Here is a 17568-nt window from a genome sequence, read left to right on the forward strand (position 1 = left end):
GCCGACCGGGGCGTACCCGAGTCCCCGGAACCCCTGCTCCCGACGTTGCCCCGGTCGGCTGCGAGAGAATGTAGCGCCGCCCCTGACAACCCGGTCAAGGCTTCTCATCAGGGCAGTCGACTCCCTTGAAGGAGGCGGCGGTTCACCTGCGCAGCCGGGTTCCGCACGCCCCATATCCTTTCCGTTCAGTTATGAGACTTGACAGGTATGTGGCGATAGCACGACCATCTAGCCCCACCTCGCCCCGCCCCGGCGACCGTGTTCCGGTCCAGCCCCTCCCGCACGGACGGATCGCGTTCCCACTTCCGCCCTCCGCTCGCCGGCACACCCCCCTCATCGCCGCGTCAGGTGACCGAACGAACGTCAGGAAGTGCGTCCCCCATGCCTGAGAGACGTCGGCCTCCATCCGATATCGAACGCATCCTGCACACCGGCCCGTTCAGCGAGGCGCTGCGCGCGGCGATCGACAAGAGCGGACTCAGCCTGAGCCGTATCAGCAGCAAACTGGAGGAACGCGGCGTACGCGTCAGCGCCGCCGCCCTGAGCTACTGGCAACGCGGCAGCAACCGCCCGGAGCGCGCCGACTCGCTCCGGGCGGTCGGCTTACTGGAGGAGATCCTCGACCTCGCCCCCAACACCCTCATGACCCTGCTCGGTCCGCGCCGCTCCCGGGGCCGCTGGTCCGCGTCGTCCACCCCGCTGCCGACCGGCGCCCTGTGGACCCGATCCAGCCATCTCAACCGCACGTTGACCGGTCTGGAGAAGGACGCGCTGCGCTCGCTGTGGGCGGTCTCCACGGTCTACGCGCATCTGCGGGAACGCATCACCGCGGACCGCACGTTCGGCGAGACCCGGGTGCGCAAGGTCGTACGGGCCGAGACCGACGGGGTCGACCGCATCATCGCGGTCATGCACACGGACGGCTCCCCGACGCGGTTCGAGACCGCGCACGCGGCCCGCCTCGGCCGCGTCCGCACCGATCCGGTGGCCGGGTACTCCGTCGCCGAGTTCATCCTCGACCGCATGCTCAACACCGGCGACACCGCGACGGTGGAATACGTCTCGTACAGCGCGATCCCGGAGAGGACACCGCAGAACTACACCCGGCACTCGCTCTACCGTCCGGCCGCCGTGCTGGTGCTGGAGGTCGAATTCGACCCCAAGACCATTCCGGCACGGTGCGCGGGCTTCTACTCACCGCGCCGGGAGACCCCGGAACAGAGCCTGGGCCCACTGTGGATCGGCAACAGCAACAGCGCCCACCTCGCCCTGTCCGACCTCGACGCGGGGATGTACGGGATCCGGTGGGAGTGGGACTGAGGCGGAGGCGCAATGGCTCCGGGGCCGGGGCCAGAGCAGGGACGGGCCGGAGGGGCGGCGCGAGCCGCGGGTGAACGCACTGCGCCCCCGCCAGGAGGATGGGCGGGGGCGCAGTGGGTGGGCGTGCTGCCGCCGCCGGACGCGGGTCCGGTCCGGGGCGGGGCACCGTGAGCCGGTCCGGCGCAGCGGGCGCGAGCCGGTCCGACGTGGTGTCAGGCCCTGCCCGGGCGGAACCTGCGGTACAGCAGGAAGCCGCCCACCAGCGCGGTCGCGCTGGCCGGGACCAGGACGCTCACGCCCTGGGCGCCGGTGTGCGCCAGCATGGCCTCGCTGACCGGGGTGCCGGCCCGCGGGGTGGAGTGGTGGACCGGAGCGGCCGGCTTGTGCGGAGCCGGCTTGTGGGGAGCGGGCGGGCACGGGTGCGTCGTGGGCGGGTGACCCTCGTGGTTGACGGAGGTGTTGCCGAAGGTCGGGTTGCCGACACCGACGACGTTTACCGAGTTGCCGCTGACGTTGACGGGCAGGTCGACCGGCAGCTGGATCCCGTTGCCGGACAGGACGCCCGGCGAGCCCTCGGCCGCGCCCCTGGCCCCGGCGCCACCGCCGTTGACCGAGCCGCCGTGCGTACCGCCCGCGTGCTGCGTCGCCGTACCGCCCGAGTGCTGCGGCCGCGCGTGACCGCCGCCGTGAGAGGTGTTGGCGCACGCGTTGCCCGTGGTCGGGTTGAGCAGCCCCACCACGTTGACGGTGTTGCCGCACACGTTGACGGGCACGTCCACCGGGAGCTGCACCAGGTTGCCGGACAGCACCCCGGGGGAGCCGGTGGCGGCGCTGGCCGCTCCCGAGTCCGCATAGGCGTAGCCTCCGGCGGCGGCCAGCACGCCACCCGCGGCCAACGCGGTGACCAGACCCTTTCTGGCGACCTGTTTCATGGGATTCCTGCCTTCCGGAAATGCTCGCGGGACACATGCCCGCACCGGAGAAAACGCCTTGAGGCCATGGAAGTTATGGGTCATTCGTGTCTCATACGCAATTCACTCAATCGAGTCGGTGCCTCCTCGAACTCCGGCTTTACGAACCGGGATTCGGTGACTCGTCCGGCGTGGTGCCGGACGCCGGAGGGCACTTTGGCCCGGCACCGCCCGTGGCCTGGGAAGGGGCTCCGGAGACCGCCCCGGCCGCGGCGTCGTGGGCGCCGGCGGACTGCTGCCCCGGAACCGCCTCCGAGGACGTCCGCGGCGCGGTGCCGGGTGCGGGGGCGGCTGGGCCGGTCGGCGGAACCGTGTTGACCTCGGTGGGCGGGTTGGAACCGGCGGGTGCGGTGGCTCCGGTCGGCGCGTCGGCCCCGTCGGAGGGGGCGCCCGGCGCACTCGCCGTGTGCGGGGCGTGCGCCCAGGCGCGCAGCGCGTCGACGGAGGCGAAGTTCGCCACGTTCTTGTCCTGGGGCGAGTCCGCGTACTGGTGGAACGTCCAGTGATGCTTGATGCGCGGCTTGCCCGGCGTCGTGTAGTCGGCGATCCACAGCCCGTCGCCGCAGTTGGAGTCGGTGTCCACGGTCACCCAGTTGGAACGGTCGCAGTAGACGACCACCCGGTGGCCGGGTGCCTCGGACCGCACGTGCGCGATCCAGGCGTCCTTGTAGGAGCGCGCCTTCGCGTCGCTCACCTTCTGCCCGTACCACTCCCAGTCGAGGCAGACGACCTCGCCGGCCGCGAGGTCGAGCTGGGCGAGGAAGTGGTCCGCCTCCGCGGTGGGTGAGTTGGCGATGTGGGGGTAGTGGTAGAAGCCGGTCACCAGGTGCGCGTCACGGGCGGTCGTGCGTTGCGCCTTCCATTTCGGATTGACATATGACATGCCCTCGGTGACCTTGATGAAGACGAAGGACAGACCAGAGGTGGGATAACCGCTCGACTGGTAGGAACTGATGTCGATGCCGTGCAGCAAGGGGGACCTCCCTGGCGCTCATGACGCTCTCGGTGCTCGCGAACGGCGGCGGTGATGGGGGGACACCGCCGGAGAGACCGTCGCTCCGCTTCGATTGTCCGTCGCACAGGGGCTAATTGTCCGTCATTAGGGCAAGTTTGGTGACGGTGTTCCAGTTGCGGGCGGTCGCGATGACTCCGAGTCGTTTGTCCGACAAGGCGATCGGCAGTTTGGAGCGGGCGAGTCCGGTCGGGCAGTGGACGTAGATCTCTCGTTCTCCGACACGGAATTCGTCAGGAGCGAAACGGTCCGGGTCGATGTCGTTCAAACGCGCCGTGTCGGGCGCGCCGGAGAGGAAGACGACGACGAGCTGGGCCGGATTGAAATCGGTGTCGGCGAACGGGTTGTCGCGCACCACTCGTTCCAGATCGGCCAGTTCGCGTACGACACAGGGAACGGTGAGCCCGGCCTCGTCGGCGAGCCGCGCGGTCAACACGGCGGCCAGCGCGTCCGGATCGGTGCCCGCGTGCTCGAAGACGGCGTTGCCGCTCTGGAGCAACGTGCGCACGCCGGAAGCGTCCATCGCGGTCAGCATCTCGCGCAGCCGCGCCATCGGCAGGCGGTTGTTGGCGCCGAGATTGATCCCGCGCAGGAGGGCCACGTAGGTCGTCACCCGGCCACGGTAGCCCTTTCGAAGGACGACACCGGGGACGGAACGGTTCGGCGATCACTCGGCTGGCTACGTTCGCGGTCATGGACGAGGTTCTTACGCAGGTCGGACGGCGCGATGGGGCGGTCGCGGAGGGCGGTCGGGCGGAGGCCGGACTGCTTGAGGGGGCGGTCGGAGAGGACGCCTTCGCGGCGGCCGAAGGGCGGGAGGGGGCGGTCGCGGAGGGGGCTCTTGCGCAGGAGGCTATTGCGGAGGGGGCACCCACGGAGGACGTGTCCATGGAGGACGTGCGGCCCGAGGGGGCGGGGGCGGAGGCGCGGCCCGCCGTCGTGGAACTGCGGCTGTCCGCGTTCAAGTCGCACCGCGGGGCGGTCTTCCCGCTCGGCCCCGTCACCCTGGTGACCGGCGGCGCGGGCAGCGGGAAGTCGAGCGTGCTGGAGGCGCTGGCCGTCCTGGCCGCCCTGGCCTGCGGCGAGGAACTGCCGGCCGCGGTCGCCCGCACCGTACGCGGCGGCGCCGCGGCCTGCGTCCCCTCGGGGAGCGCGCCGGACGCACAGGGGCGGCGCGGCTTCCGCGTGGGATGCGTGGTGGACGGTCCCGCGGGTCCTGTGCGGCTGGATCTGGCCGTTCAGACGGAACCCGAACTGCGCGTGGTGGGCGAACGGTTGACGGCTCGCGGCAAGGTGCTGCTCACGACCGCGCTGCGCGACCCGGCCCGGCGCACGGTGCAGGCCGCCTGGCACACCGCGGGCCAGGTCCCGGTGACCCGGGCACCGTTGCCGGACGACCGGCTGGCGACCGCGTTGCTGCCGCTGCGGGTGGCCGGGACCACGGACGGGCAGCGGCTGGTGCTGTCGGCGGCCGAACAGGTGCTGATCGCGCTGCGGGCGGTCTTCCCCGTCGAGCCCCGGCCGTGGCGGATGCGGGAGGCCGCTCGGGTCGGCGACACGCTGCTGCGCGGATGCTGCGAGAACCTCTCGGCGGTCCTGGACCGCACCAAGGGGGAGTGCAGGACGCGGCACGCGATGCTGGTCGAGGCGGCCAGGGCCGCGTGCGGGGGACCGGTTGAGGGGCTGGTGGTGACCCGGCAGGCGGTGCGAGACGCGGCGGGCGCCCGGGGTGACGGCGTACTGGCGGCGGTGGACCGGGGCGCGCTGGGGCTGACCCCGCTGGACCGGCTCGGCGACAGCGAACTGCGCTTCCTCGCGCTGGCGTTGGTGCTGCTGACCGGGCCGGGCGTGCTGGAGATGGACCAGGCGGCCGAGGTGCTGCCGGCGCTGCGCGCGATGACGGTCGTCGCGGACGGCCTCGACGCGGGCCTGGACCGCGCGCAGACCCGCGAGTTGCTCTCGCTGGCCCGGCGCGCCGCGGCGCACGGCCACGTACGGCTGCTGGGCACCGCGCACGAGGTCGACCCGCAGGACGTACGGGGGACGGGGGCGCGGGCGCGGGAGGCGGGGGTGACGGTGGTACGGCTGGGACGGGAGCGGGAACGGGGTGGGGCGGAGGGGTAGTCGTGGTGGGCGTCGGCGAGGGGCTGCGGCGAGCGCGAGTGTGCGCGGTGGGCGCTGGCAGCGTGGGTTGCGGGTTGCGGGTTGCGGGTTGTGGCGCAGGTTGTGGCTTGTGCTTGCGGGTTGTGGCCTGCTTGCGGCGGTGGTTTGCGGGCTCGCGGTTTGCGGCTCGTGGCTGGCGGATGTGCGGCTCGCGGTGGCTGTCGGCGGGATGCGGTAGACCTTGGCGGGTGACCGAAGACCTGGAGGCGCTGCGGCGCAGGCTGGCCGACTTCGCGGCGGCCCGGCGCTGGCAGCCTTACCACACCCCGAAGAACCTCGCGGCCGCGCTCAGCGTCGAGGCCTCCGAACTCCTGGAGATCTTCCAGTGGCTGACCCCGGAGGAGTCAGCGCGGGTGATGTCAGACCCGGACGCGGCACACCGGGTGGAGGACGAAGTGGCCGACGTGCTGGCTTATTTGCTCCAGTTCTGTGAGGTCCTGGGCGTCGACCCGCTCGCCGCGCTCTCCGCCAAGATCGACCGCAACGAGCGGAGGTTCCCGGCCCCGGGAGCCGAGGAGGCATGAGACGGCGAGCCGGAGGCCGGCGCGAGCAGGCGTGGGTGGGGCGGGATGGCGTGGCGTAGTGGTGTGAGCCGCGAGGGCCCGTCCGCGCGGTGAACTGAGCGGGCCCTGCGCCGCAACGTCGACTTCCCGCCATCATGCCCCCGTTCGGCTCGCCGTCGGGCATTCAGCTCCACTCTTCCCCCGCAAGGTTGACGGACTTGTCCACAACCGCCCGCCCGTCCACCGAAATCGACTCCGGCCTCCGCTCCGGGCTCTCGTCGTTCACGCTGAGTGACGAGGGCCCTGAGCGGACCCGTGGGAACGACCAGGCGGGAGGGATCGAGATGGACGCCCTGAGGCTCATCACGGTGACGAGGCACGCGCTCGCGCGGGCCCGGGACGCGGAGGAGGTCATCGCCGAGGCATGGCAGGCGCAGGCGCTCGTGGAAGCGATCGCTGTCCGGCTCGCGGTGCCCGGCGACGCCCCACCCCGCATGCGCGGAGGCCCGGCGAGGGCGGTGGCTCTCACCGGCGTACGGGAACCACCCACCGCGCTGCGCGCCCTGCTCGCCCTCACCGCCGACGTGGTCGTCGCCCTGGTCGCCGTCGCCTGCGCGACCGAGGAGGAGAACGTCTACTGGCAGTGCATCGAGGCGATGGACGCCGTGGACGAGGCGAGGGACCGCGTACGGAGTCTGCTGACGCGGTACGGCTCCGACCCGCCGTCGTCCCCGGATCCCGGAGACGAACCGCCGCAGCCCGACAGCGCACCGAAGCCGAAGGGGGCCCCTCCGTAGCTTCGCTCCGGTGGGCGCGCGAGACGGATGGCCTCCGAGCGGAGGCCGCCCGGCCGCCCCGGCCGCGCCCGCCAGCCTCCGCCGTCAAGGCCGCCGGCCAAGCCTCGGCCCCCAAGGCCACCGGCCCCAACCTCGGCCGTCAAGGCGGCCACCGGCCGAGCCTCCGCCGTCAAGGCGGTCGGCCGAGCCCTCCGCCCCACGGCGTCCCCGTGCCCCCGCACAAGCACCATTACCGCCATTCGGGTGCCGCGCCCCCGCTCTGGCCGGATGGCGTGCTGAGGCGGTTGGCCGGGCGCTGGGTGGGCAAAGAGGGCAGAGGAGTGAGCAGTAAGGGAACAGGTGTTCGTAAAAAGCGTGCGGTTCGCCTCGGATCGTGATGCAGTGGAGTGGTTGCCCGAGCGAGACCGTCGAAGGAGAGGGTCCGGCAATGAACGCTTTTCGCCCCATAGGAGAGGCGGAGGCCGAGGCGAGAGCCCACGGCATCTGCTTCAAGAACGGCCCGCCGCGCCGCGTCGGCGTCGAGCTGGAGTGGCTCGTCCACGACGCGCGTGACCCCGCCCGTGCCGTCGCGCCGGTCCGGCTCGCCGATGCACACCGCGACCTGGGGCGACTCCCGCTCGCCTCGCTGCTCACCCAGGAGCCCGGCGGTCAGCTGGAACTGAGTTCCCCGCCGGCCGAGTCGTTGACCTCCTGCGTGGAGTCGATGACCGCCGACCTCGCGATCGTCCGTGAGGCGTTGCGCGGCCACGAGCTGCGTCTCGCCGGTTTCGGTCACGAGCCGTGGCACCGGCCGCGCCGTGTGCTCCAACTGCCGCGCTACACCGCCATGGAGGAGTACTTCGACCGGGCCGGACCGATCGGCCGCTCCATGATGTGCAGCACGGCCTCGGTCCAGGTCTGCCTGGACGCCGGCACCGCGGGTGCCGGGCCCGACGGGTACGCGGCCCGCTGGCGGCTCGCCCATCTGCTCGGCCCGGTGCTGATCGCCGCGTTCGCCAACTCGCCGCTCAGACGGGGTCGTCCCACCGGCGTCCGCTCCACCCGCCAGGCCGTTTGGACCGCTCTCGACCCCGGTCGCACCACCGCCCCCGAACACGCCGACGATCCCAGGGACGCGTGGGCCCGTTTCGCGCTGGGCGCTCCCGTGCTGTGTGTGCGAGCGGAGGAGGGGCAGCCGTGGACGGTGCCGCCGGCCGGGCTGACGTTCCGCGGGTGGATACGCGGACAGGGTCGGTCGGCGGGGTTGCGGCCGCCGACCGAGGACGACCTCGCCTACCACCTGACCACCCTGTTTCCGCCGGTCAGGCCGCACGGTCACCTGGAGTTGCGCATGATCGACGCGCAGCCGGGCGACGACGGCTGGATCGTGCCGCTCGCCGTCACCACGGCGCTGCTGGACGACCCGGTGGCCGCCGAGGCCGCCCACCGCGCGGTGCGGCCGCTGGACCTGCGGCCGTACGAGCGGGCGCCGGGCAATCCGTTGTGGCGCCGGGCGGCGCGCGGCGGGATGACCGACCCCGCGTTGCGGCTCGCGGCCGACAAGTGCTTCGCCGCCGCGCGCGAGGCGCTGCCCAGGCTCGGTGCCTCGACGGCGATACGTGATGCCGTCGAGGCGTTCGCCGACCGCTACGTCGCAAGGGGCCGATGTCCCGCCGACGATCTGCTCGATCCGTACTCCATCACCACCGCGACCGGCCGGGTGCCCGCCCGGACGGCCCCGCTCATCGGGAAGGACGGCCGATCATGACCGACACCGACGCCGCCCCGCCGGCCTCGGAGGCCGCCGGCGGCACCGACCCCGAGGTGCTCAGGCGCCGGGCCCTCGACGTCCTGGACGGCGCACGCCACCGCACGCACCACCTGACGACCTGCGTCGACGACCAGGACCTGGTCGCTCAGCACTCGCCGCTGATGTCGCCGCTGGTGTGGGACCTGGCGCACATCGCCAACCAGGAGGAGCTGTGGCTGCTGCGCGGGGTCGGCGGAAGGGAGGCGATACGGCCGGACATCGACCCCATCTACGACGCGTTCGAGCACCCTCGTTCCGAGCGGCCGACGCTGCCGCTGCTGTCGCCCGAGGAGGCACGCGGATACGCGTCAGAGGTGCGCGGCAGGGTGTTCGACCTGCTGGAGACGACCGCGTTGCGCGGAGACCGGCTGGTCGAGGCGGGCTTCGCGTTCGGCATGATCGCGCAGCACGAGCAGCAGCACGACGAGACGATGCTGATCACCCACCAACTGCGGCGCGGACCGGCGGCGTTGACCGCGCCCGAACCGCCGCCGGCGCCCGCCGATGCCGCGTTGCTGCCGCGTGAGGTGCTGATCCCGGGCGGCCCGTTCACCATGGGCACCTCCACCGAGCCGTGGGCGCTGGACAACGAGCGCCCGGCCCACCAGGTGGACGTGGCGCCGTACTTCCTGGACACCACGCCGGTCACCTGCGGCGACTACCAGCGGTTCATCGCCGACGGCGGCTACCGCGACCGGCGCTGGTGGGCGCCGGAGGGCTGGGACATGGTGCGGCGCCACGACCTGGAGGCGCCGCTGTTCTGGAGCGGCGACGGGCAGCGGTGGCTGCGGCGCAGGTTCGGCGAGGTCGAGCCGGTGCCCGAGGGGGAGCCGGTGCTGCACGTCAGCTGGTACGAGGCCGACGCCTACGCCCGCTGGGCGGGAAGGCGGTTGCCGACCGAGGCGGAGTGGGAGAAGGCCGCCCGGCACGACCCGGTCACCGGCCGGTCCCGCCGCTACCCCTGGGGCGACGCCGACCCGACCCCCGAGCGCGCCAACCTCGGCCAGCGCCACCTGCGCCCCGCCCCGGCAGGCAGCTTTCCGCAGGGCGCCTCGCCGTACGGTGTGCGGCAGTTGATCGGCGACGTGTGGGAGTGGACGGCGAGCGACTTCCGCCCGTACCCGGGCTTCGAGCCGTTCCCGTACCGGGAGTACTCGGAGGTGTTCTTCGGACCCGAGTACAAGGTGCTGCGCGGCGGGGCGTTCTCGGTGGACCCGGTCGCCTGCCGGGGCACCTTCCGCAACTGGGACTATCCGGTACGCCGCCAGATATTCGCCGGCTTCCGCACCGCGCGCGACGCCCGCCCCGAGGAAGCCTGATGTGCCGTCACATCGCCTACCTCGGACCCCCGGTGCCGCTGCGCCGGGTAGTCGCCGAGTCGCCGTACTCGCTGCTGCGGCAGTCCTGGGCGCCACGCATGCAGCGGCACGGCACGGTGAACGCGGACGGGTTCGGCATCGGCTGGTACGCGGACGGCGACCCGCTGCCCGCCCGCTACCGCAGGACCGGTCCGGTCTGGGCCGACCCGTCCTTCGCCGACCTGACCCGGGTCGTGCGCAGCCGGGCGATGCTCGCCGCCGTGCGCGACGCAACCGAAGGGTCGACGCCTGACGAGTCGGCGGCGGCGCCGTTCGCCGCCGAGCGCTGGCTGTTCAGTCACAACGGCGCGGTCACCGGCTGGCCCGGATCGGTGGCCGACCTCGCCGCCGACCTGCCGCCCGAAGAGCTGCTGTCGCTGGAGGCCCGCTGCGACAGCGCGCTGCTGTGGGCGCTGGTGCTGCACCGGTTGCGTTCCGGGCGCAGCCTCGGCGAGGCGCTGGCCGACACCGTGCTCGACACCGCCGCCCGAGCCCCCGCCCGCCTCAACCTCCTGCTCACCGACGGCACCACCATCGCCGCCACCACCTGGGGTGACACCCTGTGGCACCGCCTCGTACCCGGTGACCACGTCGTCGTCGCCTCCGAACCGTACGACGACGAACCCGGCTGGACGCAGGTCCCGGACCGCACCCTGGTCCTGGCCACGCCCGACGGGATCGACGCCTCCCCCCTCAAGGAGCCCTCCGCATGAGCCCCTTCACCCTGACCCGGTACCTGCCCGCCGACGCGACCGCCGACGCCCTGCGCGCCGACGTGACGGAGGGGCTCACCGCCGACCCCAAGTGGCTGCCGCCCAAGTGGTTCTACGACGCGCGCGGCAGCGAGCTGTTCGAAGAGATCACCCGGCTGCCCGAGTACTACCCGACCCGCGCCGAACGCGCGATCCTGGACCGGGTCGCCGGGGACATCGCGGCGGCCACCGGCGCGCGCACCCTGGTGGAGCTGGGTTCCGGCTCGTCGGAGAAGACCCGTCTGCTCATCGAGGCGCTGCGCGAACGCGGCACGCTGGGCGCGTACATACCGGTGGACGTCAGCGATTCCGCCCTGGAGCAGGCCGGGCGGGCGCTGATCACCGACTACCCGGGGCTGACCGTGCACGGCCTGGTCGCCGACTTCACCGCGGGCCTGGCGCTGCCGGACACCGAGGGGCCGCGCCTGGTGGTCTTCCTCGGCGGCACCATCGGCAACCTGCTGCCCGCCGAGCGCGCGGCGTTCCTCGCCAGGGTCCGCGCCGCGCTGCGCCCGGGCGACACGCTGCTGCTCGGCACCGACCTGGTCAAGGACGAGGCGACGCTGGTCGCCGCCTACGACGACGGCGCCGGGGTGACGGCCGCGTTCAACAAGAACGTGCTGGCCGTGCTCAGGCGCGAGCTGGGCGCCGACCTCGACCCGGGCGACTTCGACCACGTCGCCCGCTGGGACGCCGGGCACGAGTGGATCGAGATGCGGCTGCGCGCCCGCACCGCGCTCACCGCCAAGATCCCGGCACTCGACCTCAAGGTCGACTTCGCGGCCGGCGAGGAGTTGCGCACCGAGATATCCGCGAAGTTCCGCGAGGAAGGGGTGCGCGGCGAACTGGCGCGCGCGGGGCTGGAGTTGACTCACTGGTGGACCGACGAGCAGGAGCGCTTCGCGCTCTCCCTCGCAAGCCTGTCGGGTTGACCGCCGCCCGGCGGTGCACGATGGGGGTATGGATCTGCGCATTTTCACCGAGCCCCAGCAGGGCGCCTCCTACGACACGTTGCTCACCGTGGCCAAGGCCACCGAGGAACTCGGCTTCGACGCGTTCTTCCGCTCCGATCACTTCTTGAAGATGGGCGGTGGGGACGGGCTGCCCGGACCCACCGACGCCTGGATCACGCTGGCCGGGCTCGCCCGGGAGACCCGGCGCATCCGGCTGGGCACCCTGATGACCGCGGGCACCTTCCGGCTGCCCGGCGTGCTGGCCATCGAGGTCGCCCAGGTCGACCAGATGTCCGGCGGCCGGGTGGAGCTCGGGCTGGGTGCCGGGTGGTACGAGGAGGAGCACGCCGCGTACGGCATCCCGTTCCCCAAGGAGCGGTTCGCGCGGCTCGAGGAGCAGTTGGAGATCGTCACCGGGCTGTGGTCCACGCCGGCCGGGCAGACCTACGACCACCACGGCACGTTCTACCAGCTGACCGGCTCGCCCGCGCTGCCCAAGCCCGCGCAGCCCAAGGTCCCGGTGCTCATCGGCGGCCACGGCGCCAGGCGCACCCCGCGGCTCGCGGCCCGGTACGCGGACGAGTTCAACATCCCGTTCGCGTCCGTCGAGGACACCGAGCGGCAGTTCGGGCGGGTACGGGAGGCCGCCGAGGCGATCGGGCGCGCGCCGGACGAGCTGGTGTACTCCAACGCCATGGTCGCCTGCGTCGGCAAGGACGAGGCCGAGATCGCCCGTCGCGCCGCCGCCATCGGCCGCGAGCCCGACGAACTGCGGGCCAACGGGCTGAGCGGCACGCCCGCCGAGGTCGTCGACAAGATCGGCCGTTACGCGGAGGCCGGCTCCTCCCGGATGTACTTGCAGATCCTCGACCTGCACGACCTCGACCACCTGGAGCTGATCTCCTCCGCCGTGCTGCCGCAGCTCGGCTGACCGCCCGACCGCGGCACGGCCGCCCCCCTGTTCGTCCGACCGCGCCGCGGCCAACCGCCCCATCCGTACGACCACTCCGCCCCGACCGTCCGAAGGAGCCCCCGAGGTGTCCGCCCCGGCCACCGGCCTCGCCGCCGCGCTCGCCCGCGGGCCGGTCGTGCTCGACGGCGGGCTGTCCAACCAGCTCGCCGACGCGGGACACGACCTGTCCGACGCGCTGTGGTCCGCCCGGCTGCTCGCCGACGATCCCGCCGCGATCGAGGCCGCGCACGCCGCGTACGTCGCGGCGGGCGCCCGGGTGCTCATCACCGCCAGTTACCAGGCGACGTACGAGGGGTTCGCGCGGCGCGGCGTGGACCGCGCGGGCGCCTCCCGGCTGCTGCGCCGCAGCGTGGAGCTGGCACGAGAGGCGGCGGGTGGGCGGGACGAGGTGTGGGTCGCCGCCTCCGTCGGACCGTACGGCGCGATGCTCGCCGACGGCAGCGAGTACCGCGGCCGCTACGGCGTCGGCGTCGCGGAGCTGGCGCGCTTCCACCGCCCCCGGATCGAGACGCTCGCCGAGGCGGCGCCCGACGTGCTCGCGCTGGAGACCGTGCCGGACGCCGACGAGGCGGAGGCACTGCTGCGTGCCGTCGAGGGGGTCGGCGTGCCGGTGTGGCTGTCGTACAGCGTCGCGGGGGAGCGCACCCGGGCGGGCCAGCCACTGGAGCACGCCTTCGCCCTGGCCGCCGACGCCCCCGAGGTGATCGCGGTCGGCGTCAACTGCTCCACGGCGGCCGACGCCGAACGGGCGATCCCGATCGCGCGCGAGGTCACGGGCAAGCCCGTCGTGGTCTACCCCAACAGCGGCGAACGGTGGGACGCCGGGGCCCGCGCCTGGCGCGGCGAGGCGACCTACCACCCGGCGCGGACGGTCGCCCGCTGGCACGCGGCCGGGGCACGGCTGATCGGTGGCTGCTGCCGGGTCGGCCCCGCCGCGATCCGCGAGATCGCCGCCGCCCTCGGACCCCTCGCGCGGCCCGCTCGCGACGACCGCCCGGGGTCGGGCCACGCTCCGTGAAACCCGGTGGTCGGCGCGGTCGGCCACGGCAATACCCGGACGTGTGTCCCTGACGATCACCACCACCGGCACCCCGGCGGCACCCGCCAGTGACCTGGGCTTCCTTCCGCACGAACACCCGGACATGGCGCAGGAGTCAGCACGTCGTATGCCACCGCCCACGTCTTCCACCCGCAGGCGTCCGAGCGGTCGTGCACGGCCGCGTTGCTGCCGGAGGTGGACCCGGTCCCCCTGGTGCGGCGCGGCAAGGGCAGGGGGCGCGGCGGTGCGCCCGACAGCGCCCTCGCGCAGCACGTCAACGACCGCCCGTACGCGGCCAGTTCGCTGCTCGCGTCGCGCTGGGCGCGATCTTCGCGAGCGCGCTCAAGGGGGTTCCCAGGCGCGGCCCGAGCGTGCGGCGGCCCCGATGCCGTTGCCGGTCGAGGCGTACGTGCGCGGGCCGCGCGCGGCGCGGCCCTGCCTTGGCCGCCGCACCCCCGCCTCGCCCCTGCCCGTCGCTCCGCCGTCCGGCCGTGGCCGGAACCCGGCGGCGCGTGGCAGGGTACGACGGTGCCCGGCCGTGGCAAGGTCAAAGCATGGGCTTCCACGTGGACTCCGAGGCCGGGCGGCTGCGCCGCGTCATCCTGCACCGCCCGGACCTGGAGCTGAAACGACTCACCCCGTCGAACAAGGACGCGTTGCTCTTCGACGACGTGCTGTGGGTCCGCAGAGCACGGGCGGAGCACGACGCCTTCGCCGACATACTGCGCGACCGGGGCATCGAGGTGCACCTGTTCGGGGACCTGCTGCGCGAGGCGCTCCAGGTCCCCGAAGCGCTGCGGCTGGTGCTGGACCGGGTCTTCGACGAGAAGGAGTTCGGCCCGCTGGCCACCGACCACCTGCGCGCCGCCTGCGCCGGGCTGCCGCCCGCCGATCTGGCCGAGGCGCTGGTCGGCGGGCTGACCAAGCGGGAGTTCCTGGCCAGGTTCGCCGAACCCACCTCGGTGCGCTTCCACGTCATGGACATGGACGACTTCCTGCTCATGCCGCTGCCCAACCACCTGTTCACCCGCGACACCTCGGCCTGGGTCTACGACGGCGTGAGCATCAACGCGATGCGCTGGCCCGCCCGCTGGCGCGAGACGGTGCACTTCGAGGCGATCTACCGCTACCACCCGATGTTCGCGGGCGGTCTGTTCCACGTGTGGTCCGAGGGGCAGGCGGCCTACCCGTCCACCATCGAGGGCGGCGACGTGCTGGTGATCGGCAACGGCGCGGTGCTGATCGGGATGAGCGAGCGCACCACCCCGCAGGCCGTCGAGATGCTGGCGCGCGGGTTGTTCAACGCGGGCTCGGCGCGCACGATCGTGGCGCTGGACATGCCGAAGAAGCGGGCCTTCATGCACCTGGACACCGTGATGACGATGGTGGACGGCGACACCTTCACCAAGTACGCGGGCCTGGGCATGCTGCGCTCGTACACCATCGAACCGGGCGCGGAGGAAGGGGAGTTGAAGGTCACCGACCACGCCCCCGAGCACATGCACCGCGCCATCGCGGCCTCCCTGGGCCTGGACGGCATCCGGGTGCTCACCCCCACCCAGGACGTGCACGCGGCGGAACGCGAGCAGTGGGACGACGGCTGCAACGTGCTGGCCGTCGAGCCGGGCGTCGTCGTGGCCTACGAGCGCAACGTGACGACCAACACCCACCTGCGCAAGCAGGGCATCGAGGTGATCACCATCCCCGGCAGTGAACTCGGCCGGGGCCGCGGCGGCCCACGCTGCATGAGCTGCCCGGTCGAACGGGACGCGGTGGGGGCGGGGCGGGGGTGAGGCGGCCCACCGGGGAGTGAGCGGCCCACCGGGAGTGAGCGGCCCGGCTGGGGTGAGCGGCCCACCGCCGCCGTGCTCACGGCTCCCGGGGGCGGCGCCTCCGGGGTGCTGCATAAGGATGCCTATTGTCGTATAGACTTCCAGGGTCCTCGACCGTCGCGACCTAGGAGCCTGCCATGGCCATCGACCTCACGGGCCGCCACTTCCTCAAGGAGCTGGACTTCACCGCGGAGGAGTTCCGCCACCTGGTGGAGCTGGCCGGGTCCCTGAAGGCCGCCAAACGCGCCGGGACCGAGGAGCGCCGGCTGACCGGCCGCAACATCGCGCTGCTCTTCGAGAAGACCTCCACCAGGACCCGCTGCTCCTTCGAGGTGGCCGCCGCCGACCAGGGCGCGTCCACGACCTACCTCGACCCCTCCGGTTCCCAGATGGGGCACAAGGAGTCGGTGAAGGACACCGCCCGCGTCCTCGGCCGCCTCTTCGACGCCGTGGAGTACCGGGGCAACGGCCAGGAGATCGTCGAGGAGCTGGCCGCGTACGCCGGGGTGCCGGTCTACAACGGCCTGACCGACGAATGGCACCCCACCCAGATGCTCGCCGACGTCCTCACCATGACCGAGCACTCCGCCAAGCCGCTGGAGGCGATCTCCTACGCCTACCTCGGCGACGCCCGGTACAACATGGGCAACTCGCTGCTGGTCACCGGCGCCCTGCTGGGCATGGACGTGCGCATCGTGGCGCCCCGCGCGCTGTGGCCGTCGGACGCGGTGACCGCCGAGGCGCGGCGGCTGGCCGGGAGCAGCGGGGCGCGGATCAACGTCACCGAGGACGTGGCCGAGGGCGTGCGCGGCGCGGACTTCGTGCACACCGACATCTGGGTGTCGATGGGGGAGCCGCAGGAGGTCTGGGCCGAACGCATCGCCCTGCTGACCCCGTACGCGGTGACCGCCGAGGTGCTCGAGGCGACCGGCAACCCCGGCGTGCGGTTCATGCACTGCCTGCCGGCCTTCCACGACCTGGGCACGACGGTCGGCCGCCAGGTCCACGAGCGCTTCGGGCTCGACTCGCTCGAGGTCACCGACGAGGTCTTCGAGTCGGAGCGCTCGATCGTCTTCGACCAGGCGGAGAACCGCATGCACACGATCAAGGCGGTCCTGGTGGCGACGCTCGCCGGTCGGTGAGCGCTCGCGGCCGGGCGAGGGGCACCGTCCGGCGCGGCGAACCCGGATGTGTCGCCCTCGTGACGCCGGTCACGATGCGGTGATAACTTCGCAGGGCGGGCGACCGCCTCTCCGTCCTGCGAAGGAGGCCATGCCATGAGTCCGATGCGAGGCTCCGCGAGCACCACCGAGGAGTGGCGCCATCTGCGGCTGTCGCACGCGGACGGGGTCACCACGGTCACCCTCGACCGCCCGGACAAGCTCAACGCCCTCACCTTCGGCGCCTACGCCGACCTGCGCGACCTGCTCCCCGAGCTGGCCCGCGACGGCCGCACCCGGGCCCTGGTCCTCGGCGGCGAGGGCCGCGGCTTCTGCTCCGGCGGCGACGTCGACGAGATCATCGGCGCCACGCTGGACATGGGCGCCGGTGAGCTGCTGGAGTTCACCCGCATGACCGGGCAGGTGGTGCGCGCGCTGCGGGAGTGCCCGTTCCCGGTGGTGGCCGCCATCCACGGCATCGCGGCGGGCGCGGGCTCGGTGCTGGCGCTGGCCTGCGACTTCCGGGTGGTCGAGCGCTCCGCGCGGTTCGCGTTCCTGTTCACCCGCGTCGGGCTGTCCGGCGCCGACATGGGCGCCGCCTACCTGCTGCCGAGGGTCGTCGGCCTCGGCCACGCCACCCGGCTGCTCATGCTGGGCGAGCCGGTCGGTTCCGAGGAGGCCCAACGCATCGGCCTGGTCAGCGAGTTGACCGAGGACGGCCGGGCGGGGGAGGCCGCCGCCGCGCTCGCCGGACGGCTGGCGCAGGGCCCCGCACTCGCCTACGCGCAGACCAAGGCCCTGCTCACCGCCGAACTCGACATGCCGCTCGGCGCCGCCATCGAGATGGACGCGGCGACCCAGGCCCTGCTGATGACCAGCGCGGACTACGCCGAGTTCCACGCCGCGTTCACCGGGAAACGGCCGCCGAAGTGGGAGGGGCGGTAGC

The 17568-nt window shown here is 72.9% G+C and carries 16 protein-coding genes and 1 pseudogene; 14 read left to right on the plus strand and 3 right to left on the minus strand.

The window, feature by feature from the left end; all coding sequences use genetic code 11:
• The first annotated feature begins 381 nt into the window (after positions 1-381).
• Positions 382-1320 carry a hypothetical protein gene (locus CK485_RS20695; protein WP_109453377.1) on the plus strand — a complete coding sequence of 313 codons (939 nt, stop codon included), beginning with the start codon at positions 382-384 and terminating at the stop codon, positions 1318-1320.
• A 212-nt stretch (positions 1321-1532) separates the two neighbouring features.
• Here the strand turns inward: CK485_RS20695 and CK485_RS20700 are convergent, their stop codons facing one another.
• The 3 genes from CK485_RS20700 to CK485_RS20710 all read right to left on the minus strand — a co-directional run bounded on the left by CK485_RS20700 (position 1533) and on the right by CK485_RS20710 (position 3916).
• Positions 1533-2252, minus strand: coding sequence for a chaplin (locus tag CK485_RS20700; protein WP_109453378.1), 720 nt, complete (start codon positions 2250-2252; stop codon positions 1533-1535).
• A 139-nt stretch (positions 2253-2391) separates the two neighbouring features.
• Positions 2392-3264, minus strand: coding sequence for a glycoside hydrolase family 25 protein (locus CK485_RS30175; protein ID WP_146214565.1), 873 nt, complete (start codon positions 3262-3264; stop codon positions 2392-2394).
• A gap of 112 nt (positions 3265-3376) precedes the next feature.
• Complete coding sequence (locus CK485_RS20710; RefSeq protein WP_109453379.1) at positions 3377-3916, minus strand: DUF1697 domain-containing protein; 540 nt, start codon at positions 3914-3916, stop codon at positions 3377-3379.
• A gap of 275 nt (positions 3917-4191) precedes the next feature.
• On the opposite strand from CK485_RS20710, the gene CK485_RS20715 reads away from it, so the two are divergent.
• From CK485_RS20715 to CK485_RS20775, 13 genes and pseudogenes are all read left to right on the plus strand, one after another.
• A complete protein-coding gene (locus tag CK485_RS20715; protein WP_109453380.1) occupies positions 4192-5427 on the plus strand; it encodes a biotin transporter BioY in 1236 nt (411 codons plus the stop codon).
• Positions 5428-5654: 227 nt separating this feature from the next.
• Positions 5655-5990, plus strand: a complete 336-nt coding sequence (locus tag CK485_RS20720) for a nucleotide pyrophosphohydrolase (protein ID WP_109453381.1) — start codon at positions 5655-5657, stop codon at positions 5988-5990.
• A gap of 197 nt (positions 5991-6187) precedes the next feature.
• Positions 6188-6766 carry a DUF6099 family protein gene (locus tag CK485_RS29105; protein ID WP_199239456.1) on the plus strand — a complete coding sequence of 193 codons (579 nt, stop codon included), beginning with the start codon at positions 6188-6190 and terminating at the stop codon, positions 6764-6766.
• A 427-nt stretch (positions 6767-7193) separates the two neighbouring features.
• Positions 7194-8513, plus strand: a complete 1320-nt coding sequence (egtA, locus tag CK485_RS20730; protein ID WP_109453382.1) for an ergothioneine biosynthesis glutamate--cysteine ligase EgtA — start codon at positions 7194-7196, stop codon at positions 8511-8513.
• Complete coding sequence (gene egtB, locus CK485_RS20735) at positions 8510-9874, plus strand: ergothioneine biosynthesis protein EgtB (RefSeq protein ID WP_109453383.1); 1365 nt, start codon at positions 8510-8512, stop codon at positions 9872-9874. The genes egtA and egtB overlap by 4 nt, the downstream gene beginning before the upstream one ends.
• Positions 9874-10626 (plus strand): ergothioneine biosynthesis protein EgtC, encoded by a 753-nt coding sequence (gene egtC / locus CK485_RS20740; RefSeq protein ID WP_109453384.1) that lies wholly within the window; start codon positions 9874-9876, stop codon positions 10624-10626. Before egtB ends, egtC begins: the two co-directional genes overlap by 1 nt.
• Positions 10623-11597: an L-histidine N(alpha)-methyltransferase gene (gene egtD, locus CK485_RS20745; RefSeq protein ID WP_109453385.1), complete on the plus strand. Its 975-nt coding sequence runs from the start codon at positions 10623-10625 to the stop codon at positions 11595-11597. The genes egtC and egtD overlap by 4 nt, the downstream gene beginning before the upstream one ends.
• A gap of 28 nt (positions 11598-11625) precedes the next feature.
• Complete coding sequence (locus tag CK485_RS20750; RefSeq protein WP_109453386.1) at positions 11626-12549, plus strand: LLM class F420-dependent oxidoreductase; 924 nt, start codon at positions 11626-11628, stop codon at positions 12547-12549.
• A 106-nt stretch (positions 12550-12655) separates the two neighbouring features.
• A complete protein-coding gene (gene mmuM / locus CK485_RS20755; RefSeq protein ID WP_109453387.1) occupies positions 12656-13609 on the plus strand; it encodes a homocysteine S-methyltransferase in 954 nt (317 codons plus the stop codon).
• Between the two features lie 43 nt (positions 13610-13652).
• Positions 13653-14000 (plus strand): annotated as a pseudogene (locus CK485_RS20760) (3' terminal RNA ribose 2'-O-methyltransferase Hen1); the annotation flags it as partial.
• 184 nt (positions 14001-14184) lie between these two features.
• Entirely contained in the window at positions 14185-15423 is a 1239-nt protein-coding gene (locus tag CK485_RS20765) for an arginine deiminase (RefSeq protein WP_109453388.1), read from the plus strand.
• Between the two features lie 176 nt (positions 15424-15599).
• On the plus strand, positions 15600-16604 hold the full coding sequence (gene argF / locus CK485_RS20770; RefSeq protein WP_109453389.1) for an ornithine carbamoyltransferase: 1005 nt from the start codon (positions 15600-15602) through the stop codon (positions 16602-16604).
• Positions 16605-16739: 135 nt separating this feature from the next.
• Entirely contained in the window at positions 16740-17567 is an 828-nt protein-coding gene (locus CK485_RS20775) for an enoyl-CoA hydratase family protein (protein ID WP_109453390.1), read from the plus strand.
• The last annotated feature ends 1 nt before the right edge of the window (position 17568 follow it).

The sequence above is a fragment of the Streptomyces sp. ICBB 8177 genome (assembly GCF_003144095.1).
Taxonomy (GTDB): domain Bacteria; phylum Actinomycetota; class Actinomycetes; order Streptomycetales; family Streptomycetaceae; genus Streptantibioticus_D.

Bases quoted from the DNA above. Each gene is read 5' to 3' on its own strand.
- egtB (WP_109453383.1), top strand. From the start codon at position 8,510: ATGACCGACACCGACGCCGCCCCGCCGGCCTCGGAGGCCGCCGGCGGC.
- CK485_RS20700 (WP_109453378.1), bottom strand. From the start codon at position 2,252: ATGAAACAGGTCGCCAGAAAGGGTCTGGTCACCGCGTTGGCCGCGGGT.
- CK485_RS20695 (WP_109453377.1), top strand. From the start codon at position 382: ATGCCTGAGAGACGTCGGCCTCCATCCGATATCGAACGCATCCTGCAC.
- CK485_RS20715 (WP_109453380.1), top strand. From the start codon at position 4,192: ATGGAGGACGTGCGGCCCGAGGGGGCGGGGGCGGAGGCGCGGCCCGCC.
- CK485_RS20750 (WP_109453386.1), top strand. From the start codon at position 11,626: ATGGATCTGCGCATTTTCACCGAGCCCCAGCAGGGCGCCTCCTACGAC.
- argF (WP_109453389.1), top strand. From the start codon at position 15,600: ATGGCCATCGACCTCACGGGCCGCCACTTCCTCAAGGAGCTGGACTTC.
- CK485_RS20765 (WP_109453388.1), top strand. From the start codon at position 14,185: ATGGGCTTCCACGTGGACTCCGAGGCCGGGCGGCTGCGCCGCGTCATC.
- egtC (WP_109453384.1), top strand. From the start codon at position 9,874: ATGTGCCGTCACATCGCCTACCTCGGACCCCCGGTGCCGCTGCGCCGG.
- egtA (WP_109453382.1), top strand. From the start codon at position 7,194: ATGAACGCTTTTCGCCCCATAGGAGAGGCGGAGGCCGAGGCGAGAGCC.
- egtD (WP_109453385.1), top strand. From the start codon at position 10,623: ATGAGCCCCTTCACCCTGACCCGGTACCTGCCCGCCGACGCGACCGCC.
- CK485_RS20775 (WP_109453390.1), top strand. From the start codon at position 16,740: ATGAGTCCGATGCGAGGCTCCGCGAGCACCACCGAGGAGTGGCGCCAT.